Source organism: Bacillus sp. FSL W8-0183 (assembly GCF_038006825.1).
Classification (GTDB): domain Bacteria; phylum Bacillota; class Bacilli; order Bacillales; family Bacillaceae; genus Bacillus; species Bacillus altitudinis.
On the sequence record NZ_JBBOVY010000001.1, the window covers coordinates 3834429 to 3859618 of the forward strand.

The 25190-nt window shown below is 38.6% G+C and carries 26 protein-coding genes, 1 pseudogene and 1 riboswitch; of the genes and pseudogenes, 9 read left to right on the plus strand and 18 right to left on the minus strand.

Annotated features, from left to right (window positions below):
* Positions 1–10: 10 nt before the first annotated feature.
* The gene (locus tag NSQ64_RS20195) at positions 11–772 is read left to right on the plus strand and encodes an ABC transporter ATP-binding protein (RefSeq protein WP_268381780.1); all 762 of its coding nucleotides are present in this window, start codon (positions 11–13) and stop codon (positions 770–772) included.
* Positions 773–803: 31 nt separating this feature from the next.
* On the opposite strand, the gene NSQ64_RS20200 is transcribed toward NSQ64_RS20195, so the two are convergent.
* Positions 804–1016 (minus strand): hypothetical protein, encoded by a 213-nt coding sequence (locus NSQ64_RS20200; protein WP_017359929.1) that lies wholly within the window; start codon positions 1014–1016, stop codon positions 804–806.
* A 414-nt stretch (positions 1017–1430) separates the two neighbouring features.
* Between NSQ64_RS20200 and NSQ64_RS20205 the strand changes: the two genes are divergently transcribed.
* Positions 1431–2609: a response regulator aspartate phosphatase gene (locus NSQ64_RS20205; protein WP_268381779.1), complete on the plus strand. Its 1179-nt coding sequence runs from the start codon at positions 1431–1433 to the stop codon at positions 2607–2609.
* A gap of 93 nt (positions 2610–2702) precedes the next feature.
* Here the strand turns inward: NSQ64_RS20205 and NSQ64_RS20210 are convergent, their stop codons facing one another.
* The 4 genes from NSQ64_RS20210 to NSQ64_RS20225 form a co-directional block, all read right to left on the minus strand.
* On the minus strand, positions 2703–3551 hold the full coding sequence (locus NSQ64_RS20210) for a PRD domain-containing protein (protein WP_268381778.1): 849 nt from the start codon (positions 3549–3551) through the stop codon (positions 2703–2705).
* Between the two features lie 31 nt (positions 3552–3582).
* Positions 3583–5049, minus strand: a complete 1467-nt coding sequence (locus tag NSQ64_RS20215; RefSeq protein ID WP_008347383.1) for a glycoside hydrolase family 1 protein — start codon at positions 5047–5049, stop codon at positions 3583–3585.
* 4 nt (positions 5050–5053) lie between these two features.
* Positions 5054–6913 carry a beta-glucoside-specific PTS transporter subunit IIABC gene (locus tag NSQ64_RS20220; protein ID WP_268381777.1) on the minus strand — a complete coding sequence of 620 codons (1860 nt, stop codon included), beginning with the start codon at positions 6911–6913 and terminating at the stop codon, positions 5054–5056.
* A 330-nt stretch (positions 6914–7243) separates the two neighbouring features.
* Positions 7244–8197: a hypothetical protein gene (locus NSQ64_RS20225; protein ID WP_341018054.1), complete on the minus strand. Its 954-nt coding sequence runs from the start codon at positions 8195–8197 to the stop codon at positions 7244–7246.
* Positions 8198–8379: 182 nt separating this feature from the next.
* On the opposite strand from NSQ64_RS20225, the gene NSQ64_RS20230 reads away from it, so the two are divergent.
* On the plus strand, positions 8380–8931 hold the full coding sequence (locus tag NSQ64_RS20230; protein ID WP_008347390.1) for a PadR family transcriptional regulator: 552 nt from the start codon (positions 8380–8382) through the stop codon (positions 8929–8931).
* Between the two features lie 4 nt (positions 8932–8935).
* The gene (locus NSQ64_RS20235; protein WP_125589239.1) at positions 8936–9424 is read left to right on the plus strand and encodes a DUF4188 domain-containing protein; all 489 of its coding nucleotides are present in this window, start codon (positions 8936–8938) and stop codon (positions 9422–9424) included.
* 10 nt (positions 9425–9434) lie between these two features.
* Here the strand turns inward: NSQ64_RS20235 and NSQ64_RS20240 are convergent, their stop codons facing one another.
* Positions 9435–10058, minus strand: coding sequence for an NUDIX hydrolase (locus NSQ64_RS20240; protein ID WP_341018057.1), 624 nt, complete (start codon positions 10056–10058; stop codon positions 9435–9437).
* Between the two features lie 170 nt (positions 10059–10228).
* Here NSQ64_RS20240 and NSQ64_RS20245 point away from each other — a divergent pair, with 170 nt between their 5' ends.
* Entirely contained in the window at positions 10229–10435 is a 207-nt protein-coding gene (locus NSQ64_RS20245) for a helix-turn-helix transcriptional regulator (RefSeq protein WP_008347396.1), read from the plus strand.
* Positions 10432–11112 (plus strand): DUF3169 family protein, encoded by a 681-nt coding sequence (locus NSQ64_RS20250; protein ID WP_341018060.1) that lies wholly within the window; start codon positions 10432–10434, stop codon positions 11110–11112. The genes NSQ64_RS20245 and NSQ64_RS20250 overlap by 4 nt, the downstream gene beginning before the upstream one ends.
* A 47-nt stretch (positions 11113–11159) precedes the next feature.
* Here the strand turns inward: NSQ64_RS20250 and NSQ64_RS20255 are convergent, their stop codons facing one another.
* Positions 11160–12506 (minus strand): amino acid permease, encoded by a 1347-nt coding sequence (locus NSQ64_RS20255; protein WP_341018062.1) that lies wholly within the window; start codon positions 12504–12506, stop codon positions 11160–11162.
* A gap of 162 nt (positions 12507–12668) precedes the next feature.
* Positions 12669–12748, minus strand: a riboswitch (glycine riboswitch).
* Positions 12749–13024: 276 nt separating this feature from the next.
* Here NSQ64_RS20255 and NSQ64_RS20260 point away from each other — a divergent pair.
* The 3 genes from NSQ64_RS20260 (at position 13025) to NSQ64_RS20270 (ending at position 16588) form a co-directional block, all read left to right on the plus strand.
* A complete protein-coding gene (locus NSQ64_RS20260) occupies positions 13025–14041 on the plus strand; it encodes a LacI family DNA-binding transcriptional regulator (RefSeq protein ID WP_268372478.1) in 1017 nt (338 codons plus the stop codon).
* Between the two features lie 444 nt (positions 14042–14485).
* Positions 14486–15667, plus strand: a complete 1182-nt coding sequence (locus NSQ64_RS20265) for an MFS transporter (RefSeq protein WP_024720467.1) — start codon at positions 14486–14488, stop codon at positions 15665–15667.
* Positions 15668–15685: 18 nt separating this feature from the next.
* Positions 15686–16588 carry a shikimate 5-dehydrogenase gene (locus NSQ64_RS20270; RefSeq protein ID WP_008344408.1) on the plus strand — a complete coding sequence of 301 codons (903 nt, stop codon included), beginning with the start codon at positions 15686–15688 and terminating at the stop codon, positions 16586–16588.
* Between the two features lie 44 nt (positions 16589–16632).
* On the opposite strand, the gene NSQ64_RS20275 is transcribed toward NSQ64_RS20270, so the two are convergent.
* The 11 genes and pseudogenes from NSQ64_RS20275 to NSQ64_RS20320 form a co-directional block, all read right to left on the minus strand.
* Entirely contained in the window at positions 16633–17826 is a 1194-nt protein-coding gene (locus tag NSQ64_RS20275; RefSeq protein ID WP_024720468.1) for an MFS transporter, read from the minus strand.
* Between the two features lie 314 nt (positions 17827–18140).
* The gene (locus NSQ64_RS21040; protein WP_445684650.1) at positions 18141–18251 is read right to left on the minus strand and encodes a YxiF family protein; all 111 of its coding nucleotides are present in this window, start codon (positions 18249–18251) and stop codon (positions 18141–18143) included.
* A 360-nt stretch (positions 18252–18611) separates the two neighbouring features.
* Positions 18612–19277 (minus strand): hypothetical protein, encoded by a 666-nt coding sequence (locus tag NSQ64_RS20280; protein ID WP_341018067.1) that lies wholly within the window; start codon positions 19275–19277, stop codon positions 18612–18614.
* Positions 19278–19298: 21 nt separating this feature from the next.
* Positions 19299–19838, minus strand: coding sequence for a DUF2247 family protein (locus NSQ64_RS20285; RefSeq protein ID WP_341018068.1), 540 nt, complete (start codon positions 19836–19838; stop codon positions 19299–19301).
* A gap of 220 nt (positions 19839–20058) precedes the next feature.
* Positions 20059–20778, minus strand: a complete 720-nt coding sequence (locus NSQ64_RS20290) for an EndoU domain-containing protein (protein WP_341018070.1) — start codon at positions 20776–20778, stop codon at positions 20059–20061.
* 146 nt (positions 20779–20924) lie between these two features.
* A complete protein-coding gene (locus NSQ64_RS20295; protein WP_135010081.1) occupies positions 20925–21308 on the minus strand; it encodes an immunity 22 family protein in 384 nt (127 codons plus the stop codon).
* Positions 21309–21312: 4 nt separating this feature from the next.
* Positions 21313–21753 (minus strand): hypothetical protein, encoded by a 441-nt coding sequence (locus NSQ64_RS20300; RefSeq protein WP_201779067.1) that lies wholly within the window; start codon positions 21751–21753, stop codon positions 21313–21315.
* Positions 21735–22321: pseudogene (locus NSQ64_RS20305) on the minus strand (pre-toxin TG domain-containing protein); the annotation flags it as partial. The pseudogene NSQ64_RS20305 and the gene NSQ64_RS20300, both read right to left, overlap by 19 nt.
* A 129-nt stretch (positions 22322–22450) precedes the next feature.
* Positions 22451–22843, minus strand: a complete 393-nt coding sequence (locus tag NSQ64_RS20310) for a hypothetical protein (protein ID WP_341018073.1) — start codon at positions 22841–22843, stop codon at positions 22451–22453.
* A 69-nt stretch (positions 22844–22912) separates the two neighbouring features.
* Positions 22913–23386 carry an immunity protein YezG family protein gene (locus NSQ64_RS20315; RefSeq protein WP_171465959.1) on the minus strand — a complete coding sequence of 158 codons (474 nt, stop codon included), beginning with the start codon at positions 23384–23386 and terminating at the stop codon, positions 22913–22915.
* 5 nt (positions 23387–23391) lie between these two features.
* Positions 23392–25116 carry a T7SS effector LXG polymorphic toxin gene (locus NSQ64_RS20320; protein WP_445684651.1) on the minus strand — a complete coding sequence of 575 codons (1725 nt, stop codon included), beginning with the start codon at positions 25114–25116 and terminating at the stop codon, positions 23392–23394.
* Positions 25117–25190 lie beyond the last annotated feature (74 nt).

Consider the following 25190-nt stretch of genomic DNA (forward strand, 5'->3'; position numbering starts at 1 on the left):
GATGTTTCACATGGAACAATTAATTGAAGCGAAGCAATTGTCTTTACAAATTGATTCATTAAAAGGACAAAACCAAACCATTCTTAGAAATATTCACTTAACCATTAAACGTGGAGAATTTGTCACCATTATGGGACCTTCAGGGTGCGGAAAAACCTCTTTGCTTTATCAACTTAGCGGTATAGAGACATCCTCCAGAGGGGAAATCAAATATAAAGGTCAACTGCTATCAGAAATGACAGACAAACAGTTAACAGCTTTGCGCTTATCAGAGATGGGATTCGTCTTTCAACACAGCCACTTACTAAAAAACCTCAATCTGTTTGATAACATCATTGCTGCAGCTTACTTAGCGAAGAAAATGCCGAGAAAAGAAGTCAATGAACGAGCGAAATATTTAATGGAGAAACTTGATATTGATCATTTAGCTGATAGATATTTATCAGAAGTATCAGGAGGACAGCTCCAAAGAGCCTCTATCTGTCGAGCTCTTATGAATGAACCAAACATTCTTTTTGCCGATGAGCCCACAGGTGCTCTTAATTCAAGCACCACAAAGGAAGTCATGGATATTTTTTCACAAATCAATTCTGAAGGAACAACTCTGCTACTCGTCACCCATGATCCAAAAGTGGCCCTTTGCTCTGAAAGAATTTTGTTTATGAATGACGGTGAAATTTCAGCCCATTTAAATTTAGGAAAATACGATCGCTTTACCGTTGAAAAACGAGAGGCCTTGTTAAACAAGTGGTTACAAAACTTAGGGTTTTAATTGGTGTCAAACAGGCAGAAAGCTGCCTGTTTTATTTTTTCTTACACTCAAAGGAGTAATCCATAGTCAAACTATTTGTTTCTAGTATGATTTTGCCATCTTCTTGTTGACAAGATTCTGTCAGCAACTCAATTTCTTTGCTATAAAAGTATCTCTTTGAGATATAAAGAGTGACTAAAACAAGTAAAAGCGTCGTCATCACAATTGTCATTTGCCAGTTTAACATTTGAAATCTTTTTTTCATTTCAACATCCTTTCTGAAAGGTCAACACTTGTCTCGGATATTCACCTTTCTCAGTAACTGCCAGTTTCTTTTCCAAAATCATCTAGCAACATCATAACTGATTTTCCCTTCTAGATCGACCTTTCATTGTTCTTCTCTCATAGCTAAAATAGCTTTATTTCATATATTCGGATGGTATTTTCGACCATAAACTTAAAATTAATAGTATCTATCACGTTTTTAGACTTCCAAAAAAAGATTTTACTCATTTGAATAAACAATCAATCATCATTACAATAACGTACATCTCATGACATAAGGTCCTTTTTATTACCTCCTGTCAATCACCTCCCAGAAACGATTATATTTTACCAAAAATTGTGATATCGTTTTTTATTGAAACAGGCGAAAGGATGTTAAAGAGGTGAAATTTCCATGAAAATCATTTCAGCTGAACAGGTGGGGAACCGTTTAAATGATTGGCGAATTGCCATTCGTAAGCATGATGTACACAATGCAAAGACAATTTACACAGAATTAAAGGAATTCCTTCAAGAGATGGAAGAGAATCAGGAGGTCTTGACCTACTATTCATTGCTAGAAGGCAAGTTTAAGCTCATGTTATATGAACGAAGAGGTAAAAAACTGAATGAACCGACAGTGCTAGAATACCCTTCTAAAACAAACGACTTAATTGAATATTATTTTTACCTATATAAAGCCCTTTACGCTTCATATAACAGAGACTACGCATCAGCCATCGGACTGTTTAAAATTGCTGAGAAAAAACTACAAAACATCCCTGATGAAATAGAAGTAGCAGAATTCCATACGAAGGTCGCAAACCTATATATGATGCTTCGCCAAAGCCTGATTTCACTTCATTATATTCAGAATGCCATCGATATTTTCAAAGGTCATGATGGCTATGAAAGAAGACTGGCAGCAGCTTTTGTGATCGCAGCCACCAACTTCATGGATATTGGCGATTTCAAAAGAGCTGAGAATTACTACACAAAAGCATTACACATCTCAAATCAATTAAACGATCATTTTCTAGCATCACAGCTTTATCACAATATCAGTATTCTATATGCCGAAGTTGGAGAATCAAAAAAATGTATTGATGCCCTAGAAAAGGCTCTTAGTGATGATGACTACCTTTCATCTTGTTATTTCGAACACTCCATGTTTATGTTACTAAAAGAGCTACTCTCCATTGATGAAAAGTCGCAAGCTCTCTATTATTTTGAATTGGTCAAACAAAAACAAGAAATAGACAGAAACCCCATCTATACAGCAAAAATGAATTTTCTCTATCACCTATATTTCACTGAAGACATATCCCAAAAAGCTCAAACCTGTTTCGATGGCATCAGTATTCTGAAAGAATTAAAGGATGTTGAAGGTGCCCGTGAATTAAGTGCACTAGCTGCCAAACACTTTGAAGAGCTAGGTTCAATTCACCAAGCATACCTCTTTTTGAAGGATGCCTATCAATTGGAACACACTACACTTAATTGGAGGAATTATGATGAAAAAAGTGAGTTTACTCATTTTCGCTTTAGCCATCGTTGTTTTCGGACAAACGGTGTCTTACAATTCGTTAAATGATACACATCTTGGCCCAACAGAACGACCTATCGGAACATAAACCGATACAATACAAATAACCACTTGCCTTGTAATGAGGCAAGTGGTCCACATTTATTTTAGTTCTTGATAAGAAATGAGGCGGTGAATATGTACCGCCAGATACGTAAGTTCGTCATTTGGAATAACAATACTATGCACCTGTTTAATATAATCTTTGATTTTGAAAGCTACATCCATCGCTTGAGGATACAAGTGTGCAATTTGTTCAAACAACTCATTTTCTTGATCTGATAATAATTTATTTGCGTAAAATCTTTCAACAAAGAATTTCACATGTGTAATAAATCGGCTGTAATGAATATTCTCTTGATCCATTTTCATATTCAACGTATAGCGGACGAGATTCACAATACTTCCGATCATCTTGGCATACTTCATGCCGTCTTTAGAATCGGACTCTTCACCTAACGCATTAATTAAATGGAAGGCGATATTGGCCGCTTCTTCCTTTGGTAATTGTATGCCCAATGTATTGTTGACTAACTCAAGCGCATAATTACCTACTTCAAATTCTTCGGTATAGTAGTTTTTGATTTCCCAGTATACTCGATTTGTAATATTAATATTCTTCTTGTGCCGTTCTACTGCAAAATTCAAGTGGTCCATCAAGGTAAAATAGACACCAGAATTCAGACTTGAGTTTAAGCGTTTTACAGCATATTGAACAATATGCTGAGTTAAATCGATAAACTCTTGTGGCATTGAATCTAATAGTTGGAGAAATTCCTTCGCTCTCATGTTATCGACAGACATAAACACTTGATCTGCCTTCTTTTCTTCAATCATTTGACCTGGTTTTTGTCCATAACCAATCCCCCGGCCGAATAGAACCATCTCCTGTTGGTTCTGATCTTCAGCCAGAACCACACTCGAGTTTAAAACTTTTTTGATTTTAAACATCGTCATCACCTGTTTTCATGATTGTGGTTTTTCAATCAAGCGATTCACCATTTGTTTCAATGACCTTTTTGTACCAATAAAATGAGTCTTTACGAGAACGTTTTAATGTACCGTTTCCATCGTCATCTTGATCTACATGAATGAACCCGTATCGTTTTGACATCTGTGATGTACCTGCACTAATAATATCAATTGAGCCCCAGCTCGTATATCCGAAGAGGTCAACGCCTTCTTCCACCGCTTCTCTCATTTGGCGGAAATGCTCTTTGAAATAGTTAATACGATAATCATCGTGAATTGATCCATCACTTTCAACAACATCTTTTGCACCCATGCCGTTTTCTACAATGATCAGTGGTTTTTGATAACGATCATATAATTCTATTAAAGAAATTTTCAGACCAACCGGATCAATTTGCCATCCCCAATCAGTAGATGGAAGGTAAGGATTTTTGACCCCACGGATGGTATTTCCATCCGTTTTTTCTAATCCTTCATCAGCTGATTCAGTTAAAGACATATAGTAGCTGAACGAGATAAAATCTACTGTATTTTCTTTTAAAATAGAAAGATCATCTGATTCCATTTGGATATGAATGTTTTTTCTCTCAAGCATGCGCTTGATAAGCGGCGGGTATTCACCAAATACCTGAACATCTGCATAGAAATAGTTTTCTAAGTTTTGTTTCAATGCCCGCTCCACATCATTCGGATGACAAGTGTGCGGATACGTTGTTAATTTTGTCAGCATACACCCTACTTGACTGCCTGGTATGATGCGATGACAATCTGCTGTTACGAGTGCAGAGGCAATGAATTGATGATGGAGTGCTTGATAAACCGTCTCTTCCTCTTTCCCTTCTGGGCAGCGATCAGGAATAATTCCTGCTGTAATAAAAGAGTGGCGATGAATACTATCTATTTCATTAAAGGTAAGCCAATATTTCACATCATGTTTATAACGTTCAAAACATACATTGGCGAACTTAACAAAGAGATCAACGACTTTTCTTTCAACCCAGCCATTATATTTCACGCTCAGTGCTAACGGCATTTCATAATGTGACAGCGTCACAATCGGTTCTATGTTGTGTTTTTTCATTTCTGCAAATAAACGATCGTAAAATTGGAGTCCTTTCTCATTTGGTTCGTTCTCTTCTCCAGTTGGGAAGATACGGCTCCATGCAATAGAGATGCGAAGAGTTTTAAAACCCATTTCAGCAAATAGAGCCAAATCCTCTTTATAGTGATGATAGAAATCAACACCTCTGCGTTTTGGATACTTTTTATCATCTGGGTCTTTCATCGCTCGATCTATATTTTCAGAAGTAACAGCTAGATGCCCTTCATAATCTTCTACACTCAAATTAGACCTGTACATCGCAATATCAGCAACAGATGGGCCCTTTCCATCTACATTCCAAGCGCCTTCTGCTTGGTTGGCGGCAATGGCGCCGCCCCATAAAAATCCTTTTGGAAAACCTTTTATTGTCGTCATATGTTTAGCCTCCTAATTGGGTGATAACCATCAATGTATCTTGGCGATTGACCTCTTGTAATGGCTGTACCTTAATATCATATTGATCGGTATTCGTGATGACAGCAAGCGTAACTGGATCGTATCCTGCTTCCATGATTTTTTCTACATCAAATTCAATGAGTAAATCCCCTGCTTGTACACGATCTCCTGCCTGCACTTTTGGATAAAAATACTGTCCTTCCAACTGTACAGTATCAATGCCAATGTGGAATAATACTTCCACCCCTTTGTCCGTTTTCATACCAAGTGCATGGTTTGTTTCGAACAGCAAGGTGACCTCACCATCTACTGGTGCATATAACGCTCCTTCTGAAGGAACAATGGCAATTCCGTCTCCCATGACCTTTGAAGAGAAAATATCATCTTTTACTTCAGATAGAGAGATCATTTGACCAATCACAGGGCTTTTGAAAGTTTCCCCTGCTCCAATTTGTTCAGCAAATGCTTCTTGATCAGTTGTCTTTTCTTCTACTTTTTTATCCTTACCTAATACAAAAGCAGCGATAAAAGCAACAACGAAGGAAATGACAGCTCCAATGACAGCAAACATTAGATTTCGTGGAAGCTCATCTGATATAAACATCGACATACTTGCTAATCCAGGACCAACAAGTACAAAGGCTTGTATACCAACTAATCCAATGAAGATCCCGCCAACAAACGAACCAATCATGACACTTCCAAGTACGCGTTTATTTTGAAGTGTCACACCATACAAAGCAGGCTCTGTGATGCCAAAAAATGCTGAAATTCCTGCCGAAATGGCTGTTGATCTGAGTACCTTGTCTTTCGTGCGTAGTGCCACTGCGAAACACGCTCCACTTTCCGCAATATTATGCGCAAGTGATGCTGGTAAATAAAGTGCTTCTTTCCCGAGGTTCCCCATCGTTGTCACTGCATAAGGGACCATTGCTTTGTGCATGCCTGATGCAACCATAAACGGGAGTACCGCTGCTAAAATTGCGACAGCTACCCAGCCTACTGTATTAAACATCGCAAGAATAACGGATGAAAACCCTTGTCCTGCTGTAAAACCAAGTGGTCCTAATAGCAGTAACGTAACTGGTACAGTAATGACTAATGACATCATTGGGACAAAGAAAATCCGAATTGGTTTTGGTGAAAATCGTGTGAAGAATTTTTCCATTTGAGCGTAAAGCAATACAGAAAGGATTGCTGGAAACACTTGATACGCATAAGCTATATTTTTTACGTCGAATGACATTAATTGCGCACCTTCAGTAAGCATGGCTGTCATGTTCGGAAGAAGGAGTGCACCGACTGCTGATAATGCGACCAGTGGGTTTACCTTTAGTTTATTTGCCGTTGTGACAGCGACTAGTAATGGCAGGAAGTATAGTGGTGCGTCACCCACCATATTCAGTATTTGATAGGTTTGGCCTTTTGCATCCACCCAGCCTAATAAAGAGAAAAGGAGAAGAAATGATTTTAAAATCCCTCCGCCTGCGATAGCCGGAACAAGCGGCTGGAAGACACCCACAATGAAATCTAATAGAACTGTGCCTGCTTTTCTTTTTTCTTTTGGCTGATTGGATGGCACGCCTTGCCCGGATGAGCTGCCGCCCATTAAATTTGTTACCTTTTGATACACTTCAATCACGTCATTCCCAATGACCACTTGGCATTGTCCTGACATTCTGACAGCTATGACACCTGTTATTTTTTCTAATGCTGGTACATCTGCTTTTTTCTGATCAATTAGTGTGAAGCGAAGTCTTGTTGAGCAGTGTTCAAGGTGCGCAATGTTTTCTTTACCACCTACATGCTGTAAAACATCTTTGGCGACTTGTGTGTAATCCATTTTTTCTCCTCCTTTTCTCATACATGAGACCTATATTTTGGCAATAAAAAAAGGATCTAAAACGACAAATTAAAGTAATTCATCGTTTTTAGATCCTGCCTGCATGACCAGTCACATGTCTAATTTATTTATATTGGATTTGTTTTTAGTATATATTGATTATATGAAAGCGTCAACATTTATTTTTCTAAAAATTATTAAGGTCTATATACCCAAAATGCTTTTCTTTATTTACTTAAAGCAACTCTTTTGTTTCTTCTATCATCAATCAACAAAATGTTTATCCATAAAAAACCAGATAAGTTGATTCACTCATCTGGTTTAAGATGCCTATTTTCTCTTTTCTTCTGCTTTCTTTTTAAATGCTTTCGCTTGTTTTTCATATTCCTTTTTCGTGACAGCTTTTAACTCTACCGAATCGCCTGTCATGATATATGGTTTAGGGAGTTTTTTATATTCCTGACGCGTGAAAGCTCTTAACTCTATTGTACCGTTGGTCTTTTTAATTGGCAGTTTGATTGATTTTGCATCTCGATCAGTCGAACCTATCAGTACACCTTGTTCAATTATAGGATCATAGCTCATGTCTAAAAATCCTCCACCATCCGTAAAGCCTCCGACTTCTAATTTCATTTCTTTATATGGCTTACAACCATCTTCAGAAACAGTTGTTATTAGAAAAGAGCCGAGCCATCCATTCTCAATATGCATGCTTTCCACTTGTAAAAATAGTTGTTTGTCCTCTGCCGTATATAGAAAACCATATACCTTCGCTACTTTATCCCTGAAGTGTCTCATATTGTCATAAAATCTAGTTTCTGATGTATCAACTAGATGTTGATGTCGATCTTGAATTTTTTTGTGATACGAATCTAGCTTTTTTCGATTGATTGCTTTATATATCCTGCTTTTCTTATCACCTTGTTTTTTTACAGATAGGTCTTTCCCAGACATTTGAACTTCGTATATGATTGTTTCTTTGCCTTGTTTGACTCGAAATTCATAACCGTTTTCCTTTGAACTCCCGGACACTACATATTGTTTTTTATATATTTTGGGATCCCACCATATTTCTTCTATATACTTTTCATTCAAATGCCCCGTTACTTTGCCTTTATTCTCAGATATCTCAAACCAGCTCATTCTATCCTTCGTTTTATACGCAAATGCATAGGCATGATTCAATGAATTCTTTTTTGCGATTGCTTGATAGGCTATCCAACCGCCTCCACCAATCAGTAGTACCGCCAGAATAGTCATGATCCAGATTTTTGATTTACTCATATGTCCCCTCCAAACTATGATCGTTCACTCTATATGAAGGATTCATCTCATTGATTAACCAATCAGTGATCTCTTCACCTCCTTTCTAGCATTTATTTTTTTCTCATACCTCTTGTATCTGCAGTTATACATCGTTTATTATATATCTAAATGATATATCTTTTAGATAGGTGTGTTGATCAATGAAAAAATACAATGATACGACGTATGCGATTTTGGGGATTTTGACGACAGATTGTAAGTCTGGGTATGAAGTGAAGCAATTAATTGATAGGAGCTTGCATCACTTTTGGAAAATTAGTTATGGACAAATTTATCCAGCTTTAAAGTTAATAGTCGAGGAAGGGCTTGCGAAGGTTTCACCCGCTTCTACAACTGGGCGCTCAGACAAGCGGGAGTATCATCTGACTGAAAAAGGGCTGGACACGTTGAGGCAATGGCTGGCGCAGCCGCTCGATCAAGTACCATCAGAACGAAATGAAGTGTTATTAAAGTTATTCTTTGGTCAATATCTTTCGTTTGAGAAAAAATTGGTGCTTTTACAAGATTATGAGAGGCAGCTCCGTATCCGTTATGAGACATATGTTGCGATTGAACAAAACATTCAAGAGCTGTATCCAGATGAAGCTGATGCGAAGTATTGGCTATATACATTAGATTACGGAAAGAAAGTGGCGCAGGCTGGAATTGATTGGTGCGTGGAGACCTGTGAATCGATGAAGAAAGAAGGATGAACAAGTGAAAAAAAATATACGTGCTGGCAGGTATACAACAGACAATTCTGAACCGATTGTTGTGTTCATTATCGGAATGAGAATCAATAAACGCTGGGCTGTCCATCAATGGCTGCCAGTATTTAAGGCGATGCCGGGGATGATCAAAGAACTTTATACACATCAAGAAGAACTTGGTTTTCTCGGGACAGAAAATTACTTCGGTTTACGCACCACCACCATGATCCAATATTGGAAATCAACAGAGGATCTCCTTGCTTACGCCAAGATGGAGAAGCATTTGGCTGCTTGGAAAGGATTTAACCAAAGAGCACGAAATAATGACGCGGTCGGAATTTATCATGAAACGTATCAAATTCAAGCCGGATCATATGAATCTATCTACGTGAACATGCCTTCATATGGATTGAGCCAAGCTAAAGCGCCCATCCTAATTGGAAAAGGGAATGGAAAAGAAACCGCAAAAGAACGCCTTTCTACAACAAATTCCTAGAGCTAATTCTCTAGGAATTTGTTTTTGCAACCATCACAAAATGTTTTAATATGCGGGCAGTTAATCCCCAAATGGTGTAACGATCGTAATCATAAAACCACTCCTCAATCGAACGACTCCCCCAGCTGTATTTTTCACCATTCATGATTTTTTCATAAGGAAAGTCCTCTCCTGGTGTTGGCTGCACCGATACATGGTGTAAGTACGGTTCGTATTGGCTGAGCCATGATAGAGGCACAGTAAAGGTCTCCTCTACTTCTTCTTGATTAAAGGAATGTTTGACCTGCTGTTCATCAATGATTCCGACAAATGGATATACCACAAAGGATGGAGAGGCAATATAAGGACTGAGCTGTCCTAACACCTTGACGGATTCGGGCGGAATCCCTAGTTCTTCATATGTTTCCCGCAGTGCAGCTTCTTGTGCGGTTTCGCCGCCGTCGAGTTTGCCTCCTGGGAAGCTAATATCGCCAGGCTGTTTTCTCATCGTCAGTGATCGCACTTCAAATAAAACATGCCATTCCCCGTTTACTTGCACCAAAGGGACAAGGACTGCCGCTTTGAACGCTGTCTCTTCTCCGATAAATAGCGGCTGTGATTGATGTAAGTCACTTTTTAATTGATCAATGAACATGGGCATCACCTATTTTCCGTTTCTCTTTTCTTTAGCGTATCATTGATTCCCTTTTGAATAAAGGCGATCTTTCTGACAATTATTTTTATCATTTTGACAACTATACTTGTCAAAATGAATATAATACTTTACAATCAAGATAACATTTTGATCAGAGTTGAGGTGACAGAATGAAAAATCGGCTAAAAGAGCTGCGGGCACGTGATGGTTTAAACCAAACGGAGCTTGCGAAACGGGCAAAGGTTTCCCGCCAGACGATCAGCTTAATGGAACGAGATGAATTAATGCCGTCTCTCTTACTTGCTATGAGGCTTTCACGTATTTTTCAAGAACCCATTGAACATATTTTTCTATTCGAGGAGGATGAACTCACATGAAAACTGTATACAAAATGCTCTTAGGTGCTCTCCTTGGTTTTCTCGGTGCTTACTGTTTGCTGGCATCCGAATTTGAGCTGACACTTCTGCAAGCTGCATTTGAAGCGACTCTTGTCATCACTGGCTTGACAGTTCTATTCATCATTTATTGTTTTTCAGGCATTTCACGCATGAAGAAAAGAGTCTCTCTTTCGGTATCTGGTGATGAGGAGGATGAACTCGAGGTAAAACAGTATCGAACCTTTACTGATGTAACGTTAGCTAATACGGTGAGTACCATTTTATCGATTATTGCAATTGGAATTTCCATCGTAACCGAGCAGCCACCTTGGCTGATTCTCGCAAATGCTGCCTTATTTTTGATCACCGTCATTCTTTCTTATGTGTCGACCTCTGTCCTAAAGCTCGTCTATCCTAATCGTCACCTACCTAGTCCAACCGATAAAGATTATGGCAAAAAACTGCTCGCCATTTCTGATGAAGGCGAAAAGCATGTGATGCTCGATGGGCTTTTTCACACTTTTCAAATGATGAATATTTTATTGACCGGTGCCATGTTTATTTTGATTGTCTATTCTCTTGGCGCCAATCACTCTCAGCTCTTCTCCATCATCGTCGTTGGACTTGTTCTGATCATTCTGAATGCATACTATATGTTGAAGATTCGAAATCGTTAAATAAGCAAAAGCACAGCCATTTAAAAAGGCTGTGCTTTTTTCGTTCATTATGCTGAACGTCGTTTCTGTCGTGCATAAATCAAAAATAAGAACCCAAACCATACGGGTGTCAATAACAGGGCTGGACGTGTTGCATCAGCGAAAAGCATGATGACAAGAATGGCAGCAAAGAGCACAAGAACCGCTATATTCACAAAAGGTGTAAATGGCGCTTTAAAGGTAGACGCCTTATGCAGTTCAGGACGTGTCTTCTTATATTTCAAATGACATATTAAAATAATACTCCATACCCAAATGAAACAAATGGCACTAATCGTTGTCACAATACCAAAGGCTTGTTCAGGAATTAGCTTGCTTAAAAGAGCCCCTACTGACACCACAATTGTCGACACAAACAGGGCATTACTTGGTACAGCGTGTTTATTTAGACGACCAAAGGATGCCGGTCCTTGTTTTTGATGACTGAGATTATACAAAATTCGGCTCGTTGAGAACATACCGCTATTACAAGCAGACGCCGCAGATGTCAGGACGACAAAGTTGATGAGTCCCGCCGCTACTGGTATCCCAATGAGCCCAAAGGTTTTCACAAAAGGACTTTCTGATGCACTGAGTTCTGTCCATGGGTTGATGCATAGTAATACAAAAATCGCACCTACATAGAAAAATAGAATTCTTAATGGAATTTTATTAATCGCAGACGGGATGTTTTTTTGCGGATTCGCTGTTTCTGCTGCTGACACACCGACAAGTTCCACGCCCACATACGCAAAAATCACCATCTGGAATGACAATAAGAAGCCTGTCACACCATTTGGAAAGAATCCTCCGTGTGACCACAGATTCGTTACCGTCACGGGCCCTGCATCTGTTTGGAAACCAATGATTAACAGGACAATTCCAACGCCAATCAACAGTAATATCGTAATCACTTTAATCAGTGCAAACCAAAATTCCATTTCTCCAAAAAGCTTCACCGTTAATAAATTAAATCCTAGCAAAATCAATAAACAAATAATAGCAGGAATCCACTGCGGAATATCAAACCAGTACTGCACATACACCCCGACCGCAATAACATCTGCCATCGCTGTCATAATCCAGCAAAACCAATACGTCCATCCTGTCACAAAGGAAGCCCATGATCCAAGATAATCCTCTGCTATATCCGTTAAAGACTGATAGCCCGCCTTAGATAAGAGCAATTCTCCAAGTGCCCTCATGACAAAGAAGATGGCCATTCCGACAATTAAGTACGCAAAAATGATCGATGGTCCAGCCAATTGAATGGCCTTTCCAGACCCTAAAAACAGCCCAGTTCCAATCGTTCCGCCAATGGCAATTAATTGAACATGACGGTTTGATAAATCTCGCTTTAACTCTTGTTGTGCCAATTTCAACACCCTCCTACGACACGATCCTATACTGAAATAATGAACTATCAAAAAGTCCATAAAAAAAGAGATTGGATGCGCTCCAATCTCACGGTCATAAAAGAATAGCAAAATAGAGAAAAGCAATACACAGTATGATCCATGCATCACAAATACAATATTTCGTACTCTTCTGTCCTTTTGCCTGAGATTGTGAACCCTTCGGCGCCGCACATACATGCGGTCTCTCCAGAAGCTGCTCCTGCCATAGTGTGACCCACAGCAATCATAGCCTTCGATATTTACTTTAAATGTTGCTATTTCTGAATAATTTTATATTTTACGCCTCTAAAAGAAAGCTGTCAATGGTAATCTTTTAAGATGTTGTTTCCTCCTTATCTGAAGCTGATATGACATCACTTCATCAACACCCCTTGATTAAGGTATAATGAAACAAAGAATGTTCGGCTCGTTTGGTGGAGACATCCATCTTGATGATGAACCATAGTTAGGCAATCCAATGAAGTTGGTGAAGACAAATGAAAAAAATGAACAAACAGCGTGTGACATTACAAGAAGTCGCTCGGCATGCCGGTGTATCGACTTCAACGGCCTCACTCGTTGTTCGCAACAACCCTAGGATCTCTGAAGCCACCCGGAAAAAAGTGCTGCAATCCATGGAGGATTTGGGATACGTGTACGATCGCGTCGCTGCCAACATGCGGTCGAAAAGTTCAAATATTGTAGGTGTGATCGTCACGGATATTTCAAACACCTTCATTTCTGAATTTTTAATCGGTGTGCAAACTACCCTTGAGTCACTTGGCTATACCGTTTTACTTGGGACAACCTTTGATAGTGTAGATAAGCAGGAGCGGCTCATCTCCACAATGGTAGAGCACCGAGTGGGTGGAATCATCTTAAATCCAGCATCGAAAAGTTCGACACGAACGGTGAAACAATTAAACAACATTCGCACACCAAAAGTATTGGCAAACCGTGAATTAGCAGATGTCCATTGTGATTATGTCGGCGTTGATTATGAACAAGGCACTTGGATGGCGGTCCGTCACCTTCTTCAAAAAGGGCATCGCCGCATCGCCTTCTTAGGTGGAATCAAATCCTCCTCGACTTGGATTGAACGGATGAAAGGGTTCAAAAGAGCCCATGATGATGAGGACCTGACGATGGATGAATCTCTTATTATTGATATGGTGCCTACCCGTGAAGGCGGGAAAGAAGCCCTTGCCCAAGTGATTGACCTTCCCGAACCACCTACTGCTATTTTTTGCTTCAGTGATTTAGTGGCGTTTGGGGTGATTCAAGAATTGGCAGCGCGTGACATCAAGCCTGGTAAAGACATTGATGTAGTTGGGTTCGATAACATCCCTGAAGCGGAGATGTATCACCCGCCGCTCACCACGGTCTCATCATTTCCACGATCCATTGGAGTCAAAGCAGCCAACCTTTTGTATCATAAAATGAACGAGCAGGATGAAGAACTGCAGCGATTGATATTAAAGCCTCAACTTCATATTCGAGAAACCTCGACATGATCATGAAAAGGAGAATTGCAAAGCGATTCTCCTTTTTTTATTGATCAAGTCAACTATTTCTTTATTACATTTTTCTTTTTTTAAATCGCAAAGTCATAAACTTGACACATTTTATACACAGGAGTATATTTATCTCGTTGCTTCTTTTAGTATATCGTTATACCTTTTGTAAACATATCGTTATTTATCATATCAACTACAGTTAAAGATGGATCTTTTGATTCTGATCAAATCGAGGAAGTCCATCAACTGATGATAACTGTTATTATTTTTAATTATTTAGTAGAACGATGTACTTATTTGAAGAACAGATGAATATTCATTATTTTTTCATCAATCACACAAGGGGTGTTGTGATGGACTTAATATTATTTACGTTTAAGGAAATAACAAAGGGTAACAAGAATTTGGCCCGAACAGGGTTTCAAATATAGGAGTGGGAACATGAAAAATCCATACATTAAATCATCACTTGGCATGTACTTAAACTATTTCATGCTAGGCATGATCAATATTATTGTGGCCTCAAACATGGAAAGCTTATCTGAACGCTACCATGTAGATATTCCAAAAATCAGCTTGCTTGTATCAGCAATCGGGATCGGTAAATTAATTGCTCTCTTTTTCTCTGGCCGGCTGGCAGACAGCTGGGGGCGAAAACCTGTCATTATTACAGGTAACTTTCTCTACTTATTATTCTTAATTGGAATTCCAATAACGACCAATTATACATTGGCTTTCATTTTTGCCATTTCCGCAGGGATTGCGAACTCATTACTTGATTCAGGAACATATCCTGCTTTGACAGAATCATTTCCTAAAAAAGCAAGTTCAGCTTCTGTTTTAGTAAAGGCGTCTGTATCAATTGGTGCGACTGTTCTTCCATTTATCTTGGCATTCCTTATTGCACATGACATCTTCTGGGGCTGGGCATTCTTTGGTCTAGGGCTTCTTTATTTACTTGTAGGCATTTACTTAATCTTTATGCCCTTCCCAAATCATAAGCAAACGGCTTCTCAAAACGATCTTCCCGTTCAAGAGCAAATGAAGGAAGAACCGAAAATGTTTGGTGAAGGTTTAGCTGTTGTACTTATGGGATTCACGTCTACTGCATTATTTGTCGTATGGCAAACTTGGCTTCCACAGCTCGGGTTGAAATTGATTGGGCTTGGCTCAGGACAAGCGACACAGCTTCTTTCTTATTTTAGTATCGGTGCACTCGTATCTGTTCTATTGCTTTCAATCGTATTAGATAAATTCATTTCACCGATTATGGTCGCCATTATTTACCCAATCGGGGCATTCCTTGCCATGCTTTCACTATTTCAAATCGAAACGTACGGCATTGTCATTGTTAGTACCTTTTTCTTAGGATTATTTACAGCCGGCATTTTCCAGTTGGCGATGAGTATTATGATGAAATTATTCCCTACAAACAAAGCAACGGCTTCATCATATGTCAACATTGCGGCAAGCTCAGCGTTTATCCTTGTTCCGCTGATTACAAGCGGACTCGTCAGCACGTACGATATTAAAATGACTTTATTCTTTGATATGATCATTGCGGTCATCAGCGTATTGTTAGCAGTCTTTGTTTTACGACGCATGAAAAAATTGTTTAGATAATTAAAGGAGATGTCAATCATGACAAACATACATGAACGTAATATTGATGGAAAAACAAAATTAGTCGGTCTTCTTGCAACACCAATCGGACACAGCCTGTCACCACGGATGCACAACCTTGGCTATACACTAACAGGAATCAACTATGCTTACCTTGCTTTTGAGGTAGGAAATGATGAACTAGAAGCAGCAGTAAACGGGATGAAAGCAATGGGTGCAGCTGGATTTAACGTATCCATGCCGAACAAAATGAAAGTACTTGATTACTTAGATGAACTAGATGATTCTGCAAAATATACTCGCGCAAGCAACACAGTTGTGAACAAAGATGGCAAGCTGGTTGGTTACAACACAGATGGTCTTGGTTATGTAAGAAACTTAATTGAACATGGCGTTGAATTAGCTGGACAAAAGGTTACACTCGTTGGATCTGGCGGCGCTGCAACACCGATCGCCATTCAGCTTGCACAATCAGGTATTCGTGAAATTAGTATTTTTGCTCGTAATGATCAATACTTTGTTCAAGCAGAAGAAAATGTAAATTACATCAACAACGAAATGAAATCATTCGGTGTCAAAGCGAATATTTTCCCACTTGAAGACAAAGACGCTTTCCGTCGTGAAGTAGCTGAAAGTGCGATCTTAGCAAACGGGACAAGCCTTGGCATGAAACCATTAGATGAGCTCAGCATTATTGACGATACCCTTGATGTATTACGCAAAGACTTAATCGTGACAGATGTCGTCTACAACCCGCAAAAAACAAAACTTCTTGCTCAAGCACAAGAAGCTGGTGCCAAAACGATTAACGGTCTTGGCATGATGCTATGGCAAGGTGCCCTTGCGTACAAACTCTTTACTGGTGAGGATATGCCTGTTGAACAAGTAAAACAAATTCTATTTGAAAATGACCGTTTCTAAACGAAACATAAAAAAGACGACCTCCGCTTTGGAAGTCGTCTTTTTTATTCGTGTATCATCACACGGCGATATCGATAAAGGATATACACTGCGCCGATGATCGCCACAACAGCCACACCCGCATCAAATATAAAGATTTGCAAAATGGTCGAGTGGGTTTCGATCAAACCAGTGACAACTGGAATCACAATGGCGGACACTCCGCCTGCTGTTGAGATAATTCCTGTCATCGTCCCTTTGTTTTTCCAGAAGAACTCAGCCATTACGGTTAACGTCAGCTGAAAGACACCCGCTGTTGAAAAGCCCAATACAAATGCATTGACGGTCCCGATGACTGGAGACTTCACGACCAATAGCACACAGATAGAGGCTAATGTAATAATCGGATAGAGTAGCAGCACGGTGACCGGACGAACAATACGGCGCAAAAGAAATGCGAGCAATAAGACAGACAGCAAACCGCCCATGCTATAGTAACTAAGCAGCTTCACAGCACTGCCAGAAGCCATTCCCAATATTTCCTCACCGTACGTAGGCAGCCAAATTTGCGGCAAGGCGTACAGACCATTTGATGTAAAACTGATCACAATCAGTGCGACCCCTTCTCTCCAAAACGTAGGCTCTGATGAGAAGCGCGGAAGCCCATCATGCTCCGTCACCTGAACTTGCTCCACCTTGCGATGATTCGGAAATGGCAATGTCCACAGCATCATCACATTCACTAAATAGATAAAAGCAGGTACAAAAAACGCAAATCCATAAAACAGATCATGCTCTGCTAAAAAGAAAATAGCGAGCGGCAGAATGGTCGCCCCAATCGAAATAAACGCCTTCACCATCACATTTGCAGATCCCGAGTTTTGAGGAAAAGCTTCCATTAAAGCCGGATACGTCCCTGCATCCATCGCCGAATTCGCCACCCCTGCCAAAATCGCAAACGCAAACGCGATTTGATAATTCGGAGACAATGGGATTCCGATGAGGAACACCGCCATCAGCACCCCGGAAACCAAAATGACTGGCTTTCGTCCAAAACGATCTGACAGTACGCCCGATAAACCATACGTGAGCACCCTGCCAATACCGAGTGCAGATATCATATAACTTATCCCCGCACTATTTGTATCTAATTGTTTGATCAAAAATGGCATATTAGAAGCCAAAATAATATTGACCATACCTAATAAAAAATAATTGATATAAAGACTAGAGGCCGTTCTCAAATACGGATTCCTCATGCTGACACACCCCTCAACACATTGCAATGAAGTGACAAATAATGGTTACGCTTACAAGATTCATGCGTGAGGAGAAACAGCTTTGCAACCTTCACGTACTTGAAACATCTCATCATTTCATGCAGCTCACAGCTTACATGCCCTTCATTTATCAAGCATCTCTTCAAATTTTCACTAGCTCTTATTTTATATGAATGTGAAAGGTAATGATAGTGAATTGCTTAAATTTGAGGGAAATGGTGATAGAAAAAAAACCTCTAAACTCACATTCCCCAAAGACTAAACTCATAAAAATATTCTTGACGCTCTATGCATCATCCAAAATGAAAATCCTCTGCTATTAAAATGAAATCACCGTATCCACTTGAGCATTTGATGTGCTCAAGAAGTCTCGTTAAATGATGAAACACTTCATCTACATTCATCAAGAGCGATTCAATTTCATGATCTCAGAAAAACAGCAATCTCCCTTGTTTAGGAGTCGCTATCACCCTTAAGGCTATTTCGGTTAACGTTGTGTAGGCTTTTCTATATGCTCTAGTTAGTTGTCTCCATGTATTTGACTTTTATGTTCTCTTGATTGCAGGAAAGTTAATACCTTCTGACAAAACAAATGATTTTTTTTGATCTCTAAAAAAGGGGGAAATGAAACAACCAGTCACCGAAAGAGTTTCGACAACTGGCTGTTTCATACGGTGTTTTGCTCCCAGTCTCACAAAACGGAAGGGCAAGTCCCAAATGTGGGGATTGTTTAAAATATTACGGATTATTCTCTTTTAGAGATACTATGAATGGCTTTGTATTCGCTCCTGTATTTTCTGGGTATGATCTTGATTTAAAATCATTGCCAATTCGGCCTCATTTAGAACAGATCCCCATCTAAAGATAATTTCACCATTCAAACCATACTTCAAAAAAAGCGCTTGATAATCTACTTCATGACTATTCTGATCCAATCCTGTGTAAAACAAATCTTTTATAGATTCCTCTGAGAGCATAGAATCTCTTCTACTGGCAATCATGAAACTAGATTGATACTGATCCATTATTCGCAATGCCTTATCTAAATCAGATTGAGGTACTTTGGCCATACTGACATAAAATTGATTTTCTTGTTCATCTAAAAGTAATTCTGGCCCCTTTTCAAAACCTGAAGTATTTATTTCCGAATCAATTGATTTCCATACTTTTCGGAATCTCTCTATTCGCGAATGTACATCATTTACTTTCTTACTTAGAAAGATATAAAAATGGTAATTAGTTAATTGCCCGCTAAAAATTTCGATTAATTCATTTTGACAATAACTTTGAAAAGCCTCTATTCCACCATCATTTAAAAAGTGATATCCGTTTATACTATATACACTTAACTGTTTAAATTCATTTATTTTCTGATCTAACCACTTATAGTAGTTTGTCACACCTTGTTCGAATTCAAGTTTTATTTTCATTATTCACCTTTTAATCAGTAATTAAAATTGCTCGAATTGGACAACTGCTTTTTCTTTTTGTAAAAACTCATCAAAAAGAGATACTAATCTATTTATATTCTCTTCTTTTGAATACAGTAACGGATTATAACCATCTGAAGGAGGCATATAATGAATAAATGGTTCCATATCCTCAGGGTAACCAAAATCAGCGTATACTTCACACAATTCATCCAATAACTCTTCAGGTGACTTCTTATTTTTTTCTTTTAAGTGAGACGTTATACCATATCTCCATTTCCTTTTTTCAATGTCCCATTGGCTAGATTCTTCTTCTACCAAATCATTGTATAATTCTACTAATATCATTTGGAGTTTTCTATAATCCTCATCTGGATCGCCAGCACCCCAAGCTAATTCTAGGATTAAAGAATTTTCACATTCAGTATGATTAGATAAGTATTCCACTGCATACTTGCTTATTTCTTTGTATGAGATCAAATTTAACCTAATTCCTACATATATAGTTTTCCAATCAACTTTAATTTTGTGATGTTTTAAATGCTCTAATGAAAAATACATAATTTAATACATTCCTTTTGTGATTAGACAAACTCTATTGTCTCCTCCGAGCTTTATCCAATTAACATTACACATTTTGATTTTATTAATTGAAATAGATGTTTTTAAAGATTTTTATCTCTCCCCTACACTTCGAAATATTGCTCCTTAAATACATTTGAATACCTCATATAAGTTAATCAACCTTCGTATTAAAGGTTTACTCAGTTAGGTTTAATTTTCACAAATTTAAAGTAGTCTTTACCTTGTCCAAAAGTAAATAAACTTGTGCCTCCTGTTCTGGAGTTTCAGCAACATACTCCATACAAATTTCCTCCAAGCAACTATAGAAATCTAGATTATCCATTACAATTTCATGATAAGATGCTGTGTCCATAAATATCATTACTCCATTATTAAATTCAACATCCTCTGAATGCTCTGGAAGTTCATATCCCATCATATGATCTTGCCAAGGTTCTCTGTGGGACAAACACTCTAACACCTCAACTAAATCATTCTTCAAAAAAGAAAAAAAGTCTTGAATAATCGCCTGCATATTTTTTAACATCAAGATCCTCCTAATTACTATATTTTTCCATTCTAATACTGGGTACAAGCTTTCAATTTCCCCTGTTTTTGGATTTTTCCATCCTTCAAATTTTAAACCATTTGATGTACCTTGTATTACATGTTGATCGCCTCTAGTTACATACTCAGTACCATTTTCCATTGCCTCTTGTCCATATTGGTAAATTTGTTCATCAGTAAATACATTATCATCATAAACAGTCTTCTTATGAGTAGAGGCTTTAAATTCTTTTGTATACATACCACGCTCTTGTTTTGCTATTTTATAGTACACATCATTTATTCCATGGACCGAAGGATGGCGTTCCTTTCTCTCCAATTTATAGGGAATTTCTTTTTCATTGTTTCCAATAATCCGCTTCTTTTTCAAAGAAAATATTTTTAATAAATTCTTCTTCTGGGTTTTCAACTGATTCTTCAACTGGTCCAATGTATACAATCATGAGCTTTTCCCCCTAGAGAAAGAACGTCAAAAAGCATCCATTGCCATCTGAGCAAGTAAGTGCTTTATATTAATCAATCTACGTATTCTGCTGTACCAATAAACTGTAGTGTGTACTCACCTTTATTTACTGAATTAACAGCCAAACCGTCTTTCTCATAATTATAATTATAAATTAAAATAATGGTATTATACTTAGAGTTTAATTGGATATCATTAAATTGTTTTATCAATTGATCATCATATGAGAAATCAACCAGAAGTTCTTTTAAATCATCTTCAGCTTCTGGAATCCAATCCTTTTCAATTAAACTCCTATCATAGTAACCCAGTTTAAATTCTTTCTCAAAAACAGATGGAATGCTATCACCATCATCGTTATACATAACTTTTGTGTAATTTTCCACCTCATCAAAATCACTAAAGTTTCCCAACCACAAAGAAACATCATTTTTCATTGTATTACCTCCTTAGCCCTTCCGGTAAATCCTGAACTCCATTTTTCATTCGTTTACTCGCCCATTCATTTAACTCTCTAACAAAACTTTCATAATCAGGAGCATTATCAATAATTTTTAATATTTCATTATGTGCTTTAGTAGAGCCCCGTCCTCCATGCCGTCCAGGAGGATTGACAAATTCAACATCTTTAGTTAGCGTCCTCAATTCTTTTATGCGATCCATACTCACATCCCACTTTTTAAATTGAGGTGTTCTTGCTACAAGATGCCACTCGTGGTAGCCTCCTGGTTGTCTGATTCTATCCTCAATTTTACTTCTCAAAGCAGGAACATTCCACGCTTTCTCAAATTCATCGACTGATAATTTATCAAACCACTTATTAAATTCTTTATTTCTAACAGAAGGGATATCAGTGCTCTTGCCAGCACCCTTTACCCCCATTTTCCCCTGAAAACCTTTCGATCCAAACGGTAAAAGCATTGTAAGCGCTGCATTCATACTCGCTTCCTGCTGTTCTTTCGAGACCTTATTTCCAAACATATCTCGGCCTGTGATCGCTTCGCTGAAGCCGTTGGTCGCGGTGAGGCCATATAAACCTTTTTGTGATGTTTTCAACGCATCGAAAGACTTCTGTGATGTCTTGTAAATGTCTACTGCTCTGACTGCGGCTGAGGTGGCTTGAGTCGTTTTATAGACGGCTTTCCCGCCTTTGAAAATGCGTCCTGCCCAGCCGACGATTGGAATGTAGCCTGGCTGCCATGCCGCCTGCGGCGACTCGTTGGCCTGCGGTGAGTTCTTCACCTGTGATCGGATCGACACCTGTTGCGGCACGTTTTGCATCGTTCACGCCTGTCAGCTCATTGACGATATTTCCTCCGTAATCAAGAGCTTTTTCATACCAAGGACGGTTGGCGAGCGCTTCTTGTTCCTTTGCGATCTTGCGGGCTTCTTCTTGATCTTTTTTGATTTTTAGATATTCAGAAGTTTGCTTCTCAATAGTGCTCAATGCGTTCGTTTTGCTTGTCTCTATCATACGATGATCCACTCAGGAAAAAAAATCCCCTTTTTGTCGGCTTTTTCTCGGCTCTTTCTCTGCAATGCAAATAAAAAAGTGCCCATAAAGATGGACACTCTAGTTTTAAAAATCATATTCAAAATCGATGTCATATAAATCAACCCATTCAACAAAATCAGGCATAGTTTTTGTACTTAAAAAGTGGTGAACAATTCTATATGCTTCTTCTCGACTTACATAACTGCATGATGGTACTTTCATTGGTTCTCCACCAACCAAATGCTCTATTGTTTCTATTTCAACATCCTTTTTCAAAGGGACTAAATAATCAGGATGTCTCATGATAAAGAATCCATATGGCTCATCATAAAAGAAAATAAGCCATTCATCTTCTCCTTCTACCTCAAAACAAGAATCTCCACTTCCTTGTTTCCAATAATCCGCTTCTTTTTCAAAGAAAATATTTTTAATAAATTCTTCTCCTGGGTTTTCAACTGGTCCATTGTATACAATCATGAGTTTTCCTCCCTATAGAAAAAACGTCAAAAAGCACCTGTTGCCTATCGGCAACCAAGTGCTTTCTGCTTACTCTTCTTCAAATTTCTGCATTCTTTCTATTAAATCTTGCTGTGCTTCATTTTGGTTTATATATTTATATTCAAAATACTTAATTCTATCTGTTGGTCCAAATCCACTTTCATGCCAGTTTGTATAATCAAAATGTACGTTTAATTTACCTGTATGATCTAAAATTAATGTTACTGAAAACCATGGTTCTTGGTCATTATCAATAAAAACTTTTTGAAGTTCAACAGTAAGTTGGAATAGTCTATGTAACTCATTATTATATGCCCTCTTGTCTACACTGTATAGTTTCGGAATATAATGTGAATAAATGTGCTGTTCCTCACCTTTAGGCTTGAAAAAGAAGAAAACTCCTCCTTCTTCATCCTTAACCTCACCATTAAACCAGAAGTTATCCCATTCAGTTGGAATCATATCATTAACCTGTTGTGCAATTTCTTTATATAACCGGTTTAATTCTGTTTCAAAACTCATTAATATCAGCCTCCTGGTTTGTTTGCAATCTCGCGAATAACTGGGAATTGCCCTTCAATTTCATATTCGACCATAAATGAATCAGGTCGCATTGATTTATTAGAATAGTTCGGGTCAATATTAACAGAGACCTTTTTGGGCGGTACCTCTTTCAATGCATTAGCCCACTCAGTCTCCATTTCATACCAAACCCCACCCCTCCTATTAATCTGGCTATTTTGTGGAACAAGATTGTCGATATCAGGTGGACCGTTAAATTGAGCTCCTATCAAATGTCCACCATCATCATCCGGTAATCTGTCTCTTCCTCCTACATTTGCCTGAGCATATTTATTTCTATCAGCCTTTTTCAATACAAGTTCGGGAGCATTTACATTTTTAATACGTCCAAGTTCATCAGTAGTATATTTGTAGTTATCGTTGGTTACATACTTTGTATTTGGGATAAGTTGCTTCTTGCCATTTTGACCTTTTACTATATGCCTTCCAAAGTCAATTTCCTTAACTTCTTTAAGTTTATTCCCTTTTACCGTACCCTTAACTCCCATCTTCCCATGAAATCCTTTCGCCCCAAATGGCAAAAGCATCCCCAGCGCCGCATTCATACTCGCTTCCTGCTGTTCTTTCGAGATCTTATTTCCAAACATATCTCGGCCTGTGATCGCTTCGCTGAAGCCATTGGTTGCGGTGATGCCGTATAAACCTTTTTGCGATGTTTTCAACGCATCGAAAGACTTCTGTGATGTCTTGTAAATGTCGACCGCTCTGAATGCGGCGGACGTGGCTTGAGTCGTTTTATAGACGGCTTTACCGCCTTTAAAAATGCGTCCTGCCCAGCCGACGATTGGGATGTATCCTGCTGCTGCCATGCCGCCTGCGGCGACTCGCTGGCCTGCGGTGAGTTCTTCACCTGTGATCGGATCGACACCTGTTGCGGCACGTTTTGCATCGTTCACGCCTGTCAGTTCATTGACGATATTTCCTCCGTAATCAAGAGCTTTTTCATACCACGGACGGTTGGCGAGCGCTTCTTGTTCCTTTGCGATCTTGCGGGCTTCTTCTTGATCTTTTTTGATTTTTAGATATTCAGAAGTTTGCTTCTCAATATCGCTTTTTGCCTTGTAGATTTCGCTATTTTGATACGCTTTCTTGTCAAAATTCATAGGCGAAATGGATTTTCCGTCATTTGTGGCATTGATCATTTCTGCGTACAATGCCATTGTAGCCTTCTCCTCAGTCTCTGACAAAGCATATTCATCTTTTAGATTTTGATCAAGTTCTATTAAATCTTTAACCGTTTTCTTCCGTTCATCTTCCGCATCTGCAATCTTTTCGTCAAAAGTTTTACTATCAAATACCTCCAGAGAAATGAGGTCATCAATATCTTGAAAAATCGTTTTGAGTGCCTTTTTTTGATCCTTCACGATGCTTTTGGCATTCTTGATTCCCATATGTACAGCGTTGTCTAAAAAGTGTTCTTCTACAAAGGTGTCGCCGCCAAAATTTGTATCATCGAGTGTCCCAGAAACACCTTCATGAAAGGCTTTTTGTTTATCAATGAAGCTAATAAACATGTCCACATTTCCGGCGAGTTCTTTGTAGAAGCTTTTAATGTTATCGGCACCTTTTCCAGTGAAGTCGTCACCGAGGTTGGCAACACCTTGTAATGCCTTTTTTAAATCTATCATTTGTTCACGGAGTTCCTGATAGTGTTTTGCCCTTGTATCCATGGCACTGGTTAGTGCTTTTGCATCAAGTATCTTGCCCAGATTAAGCCACTCCCTCCATTATTGATCATAAAGTC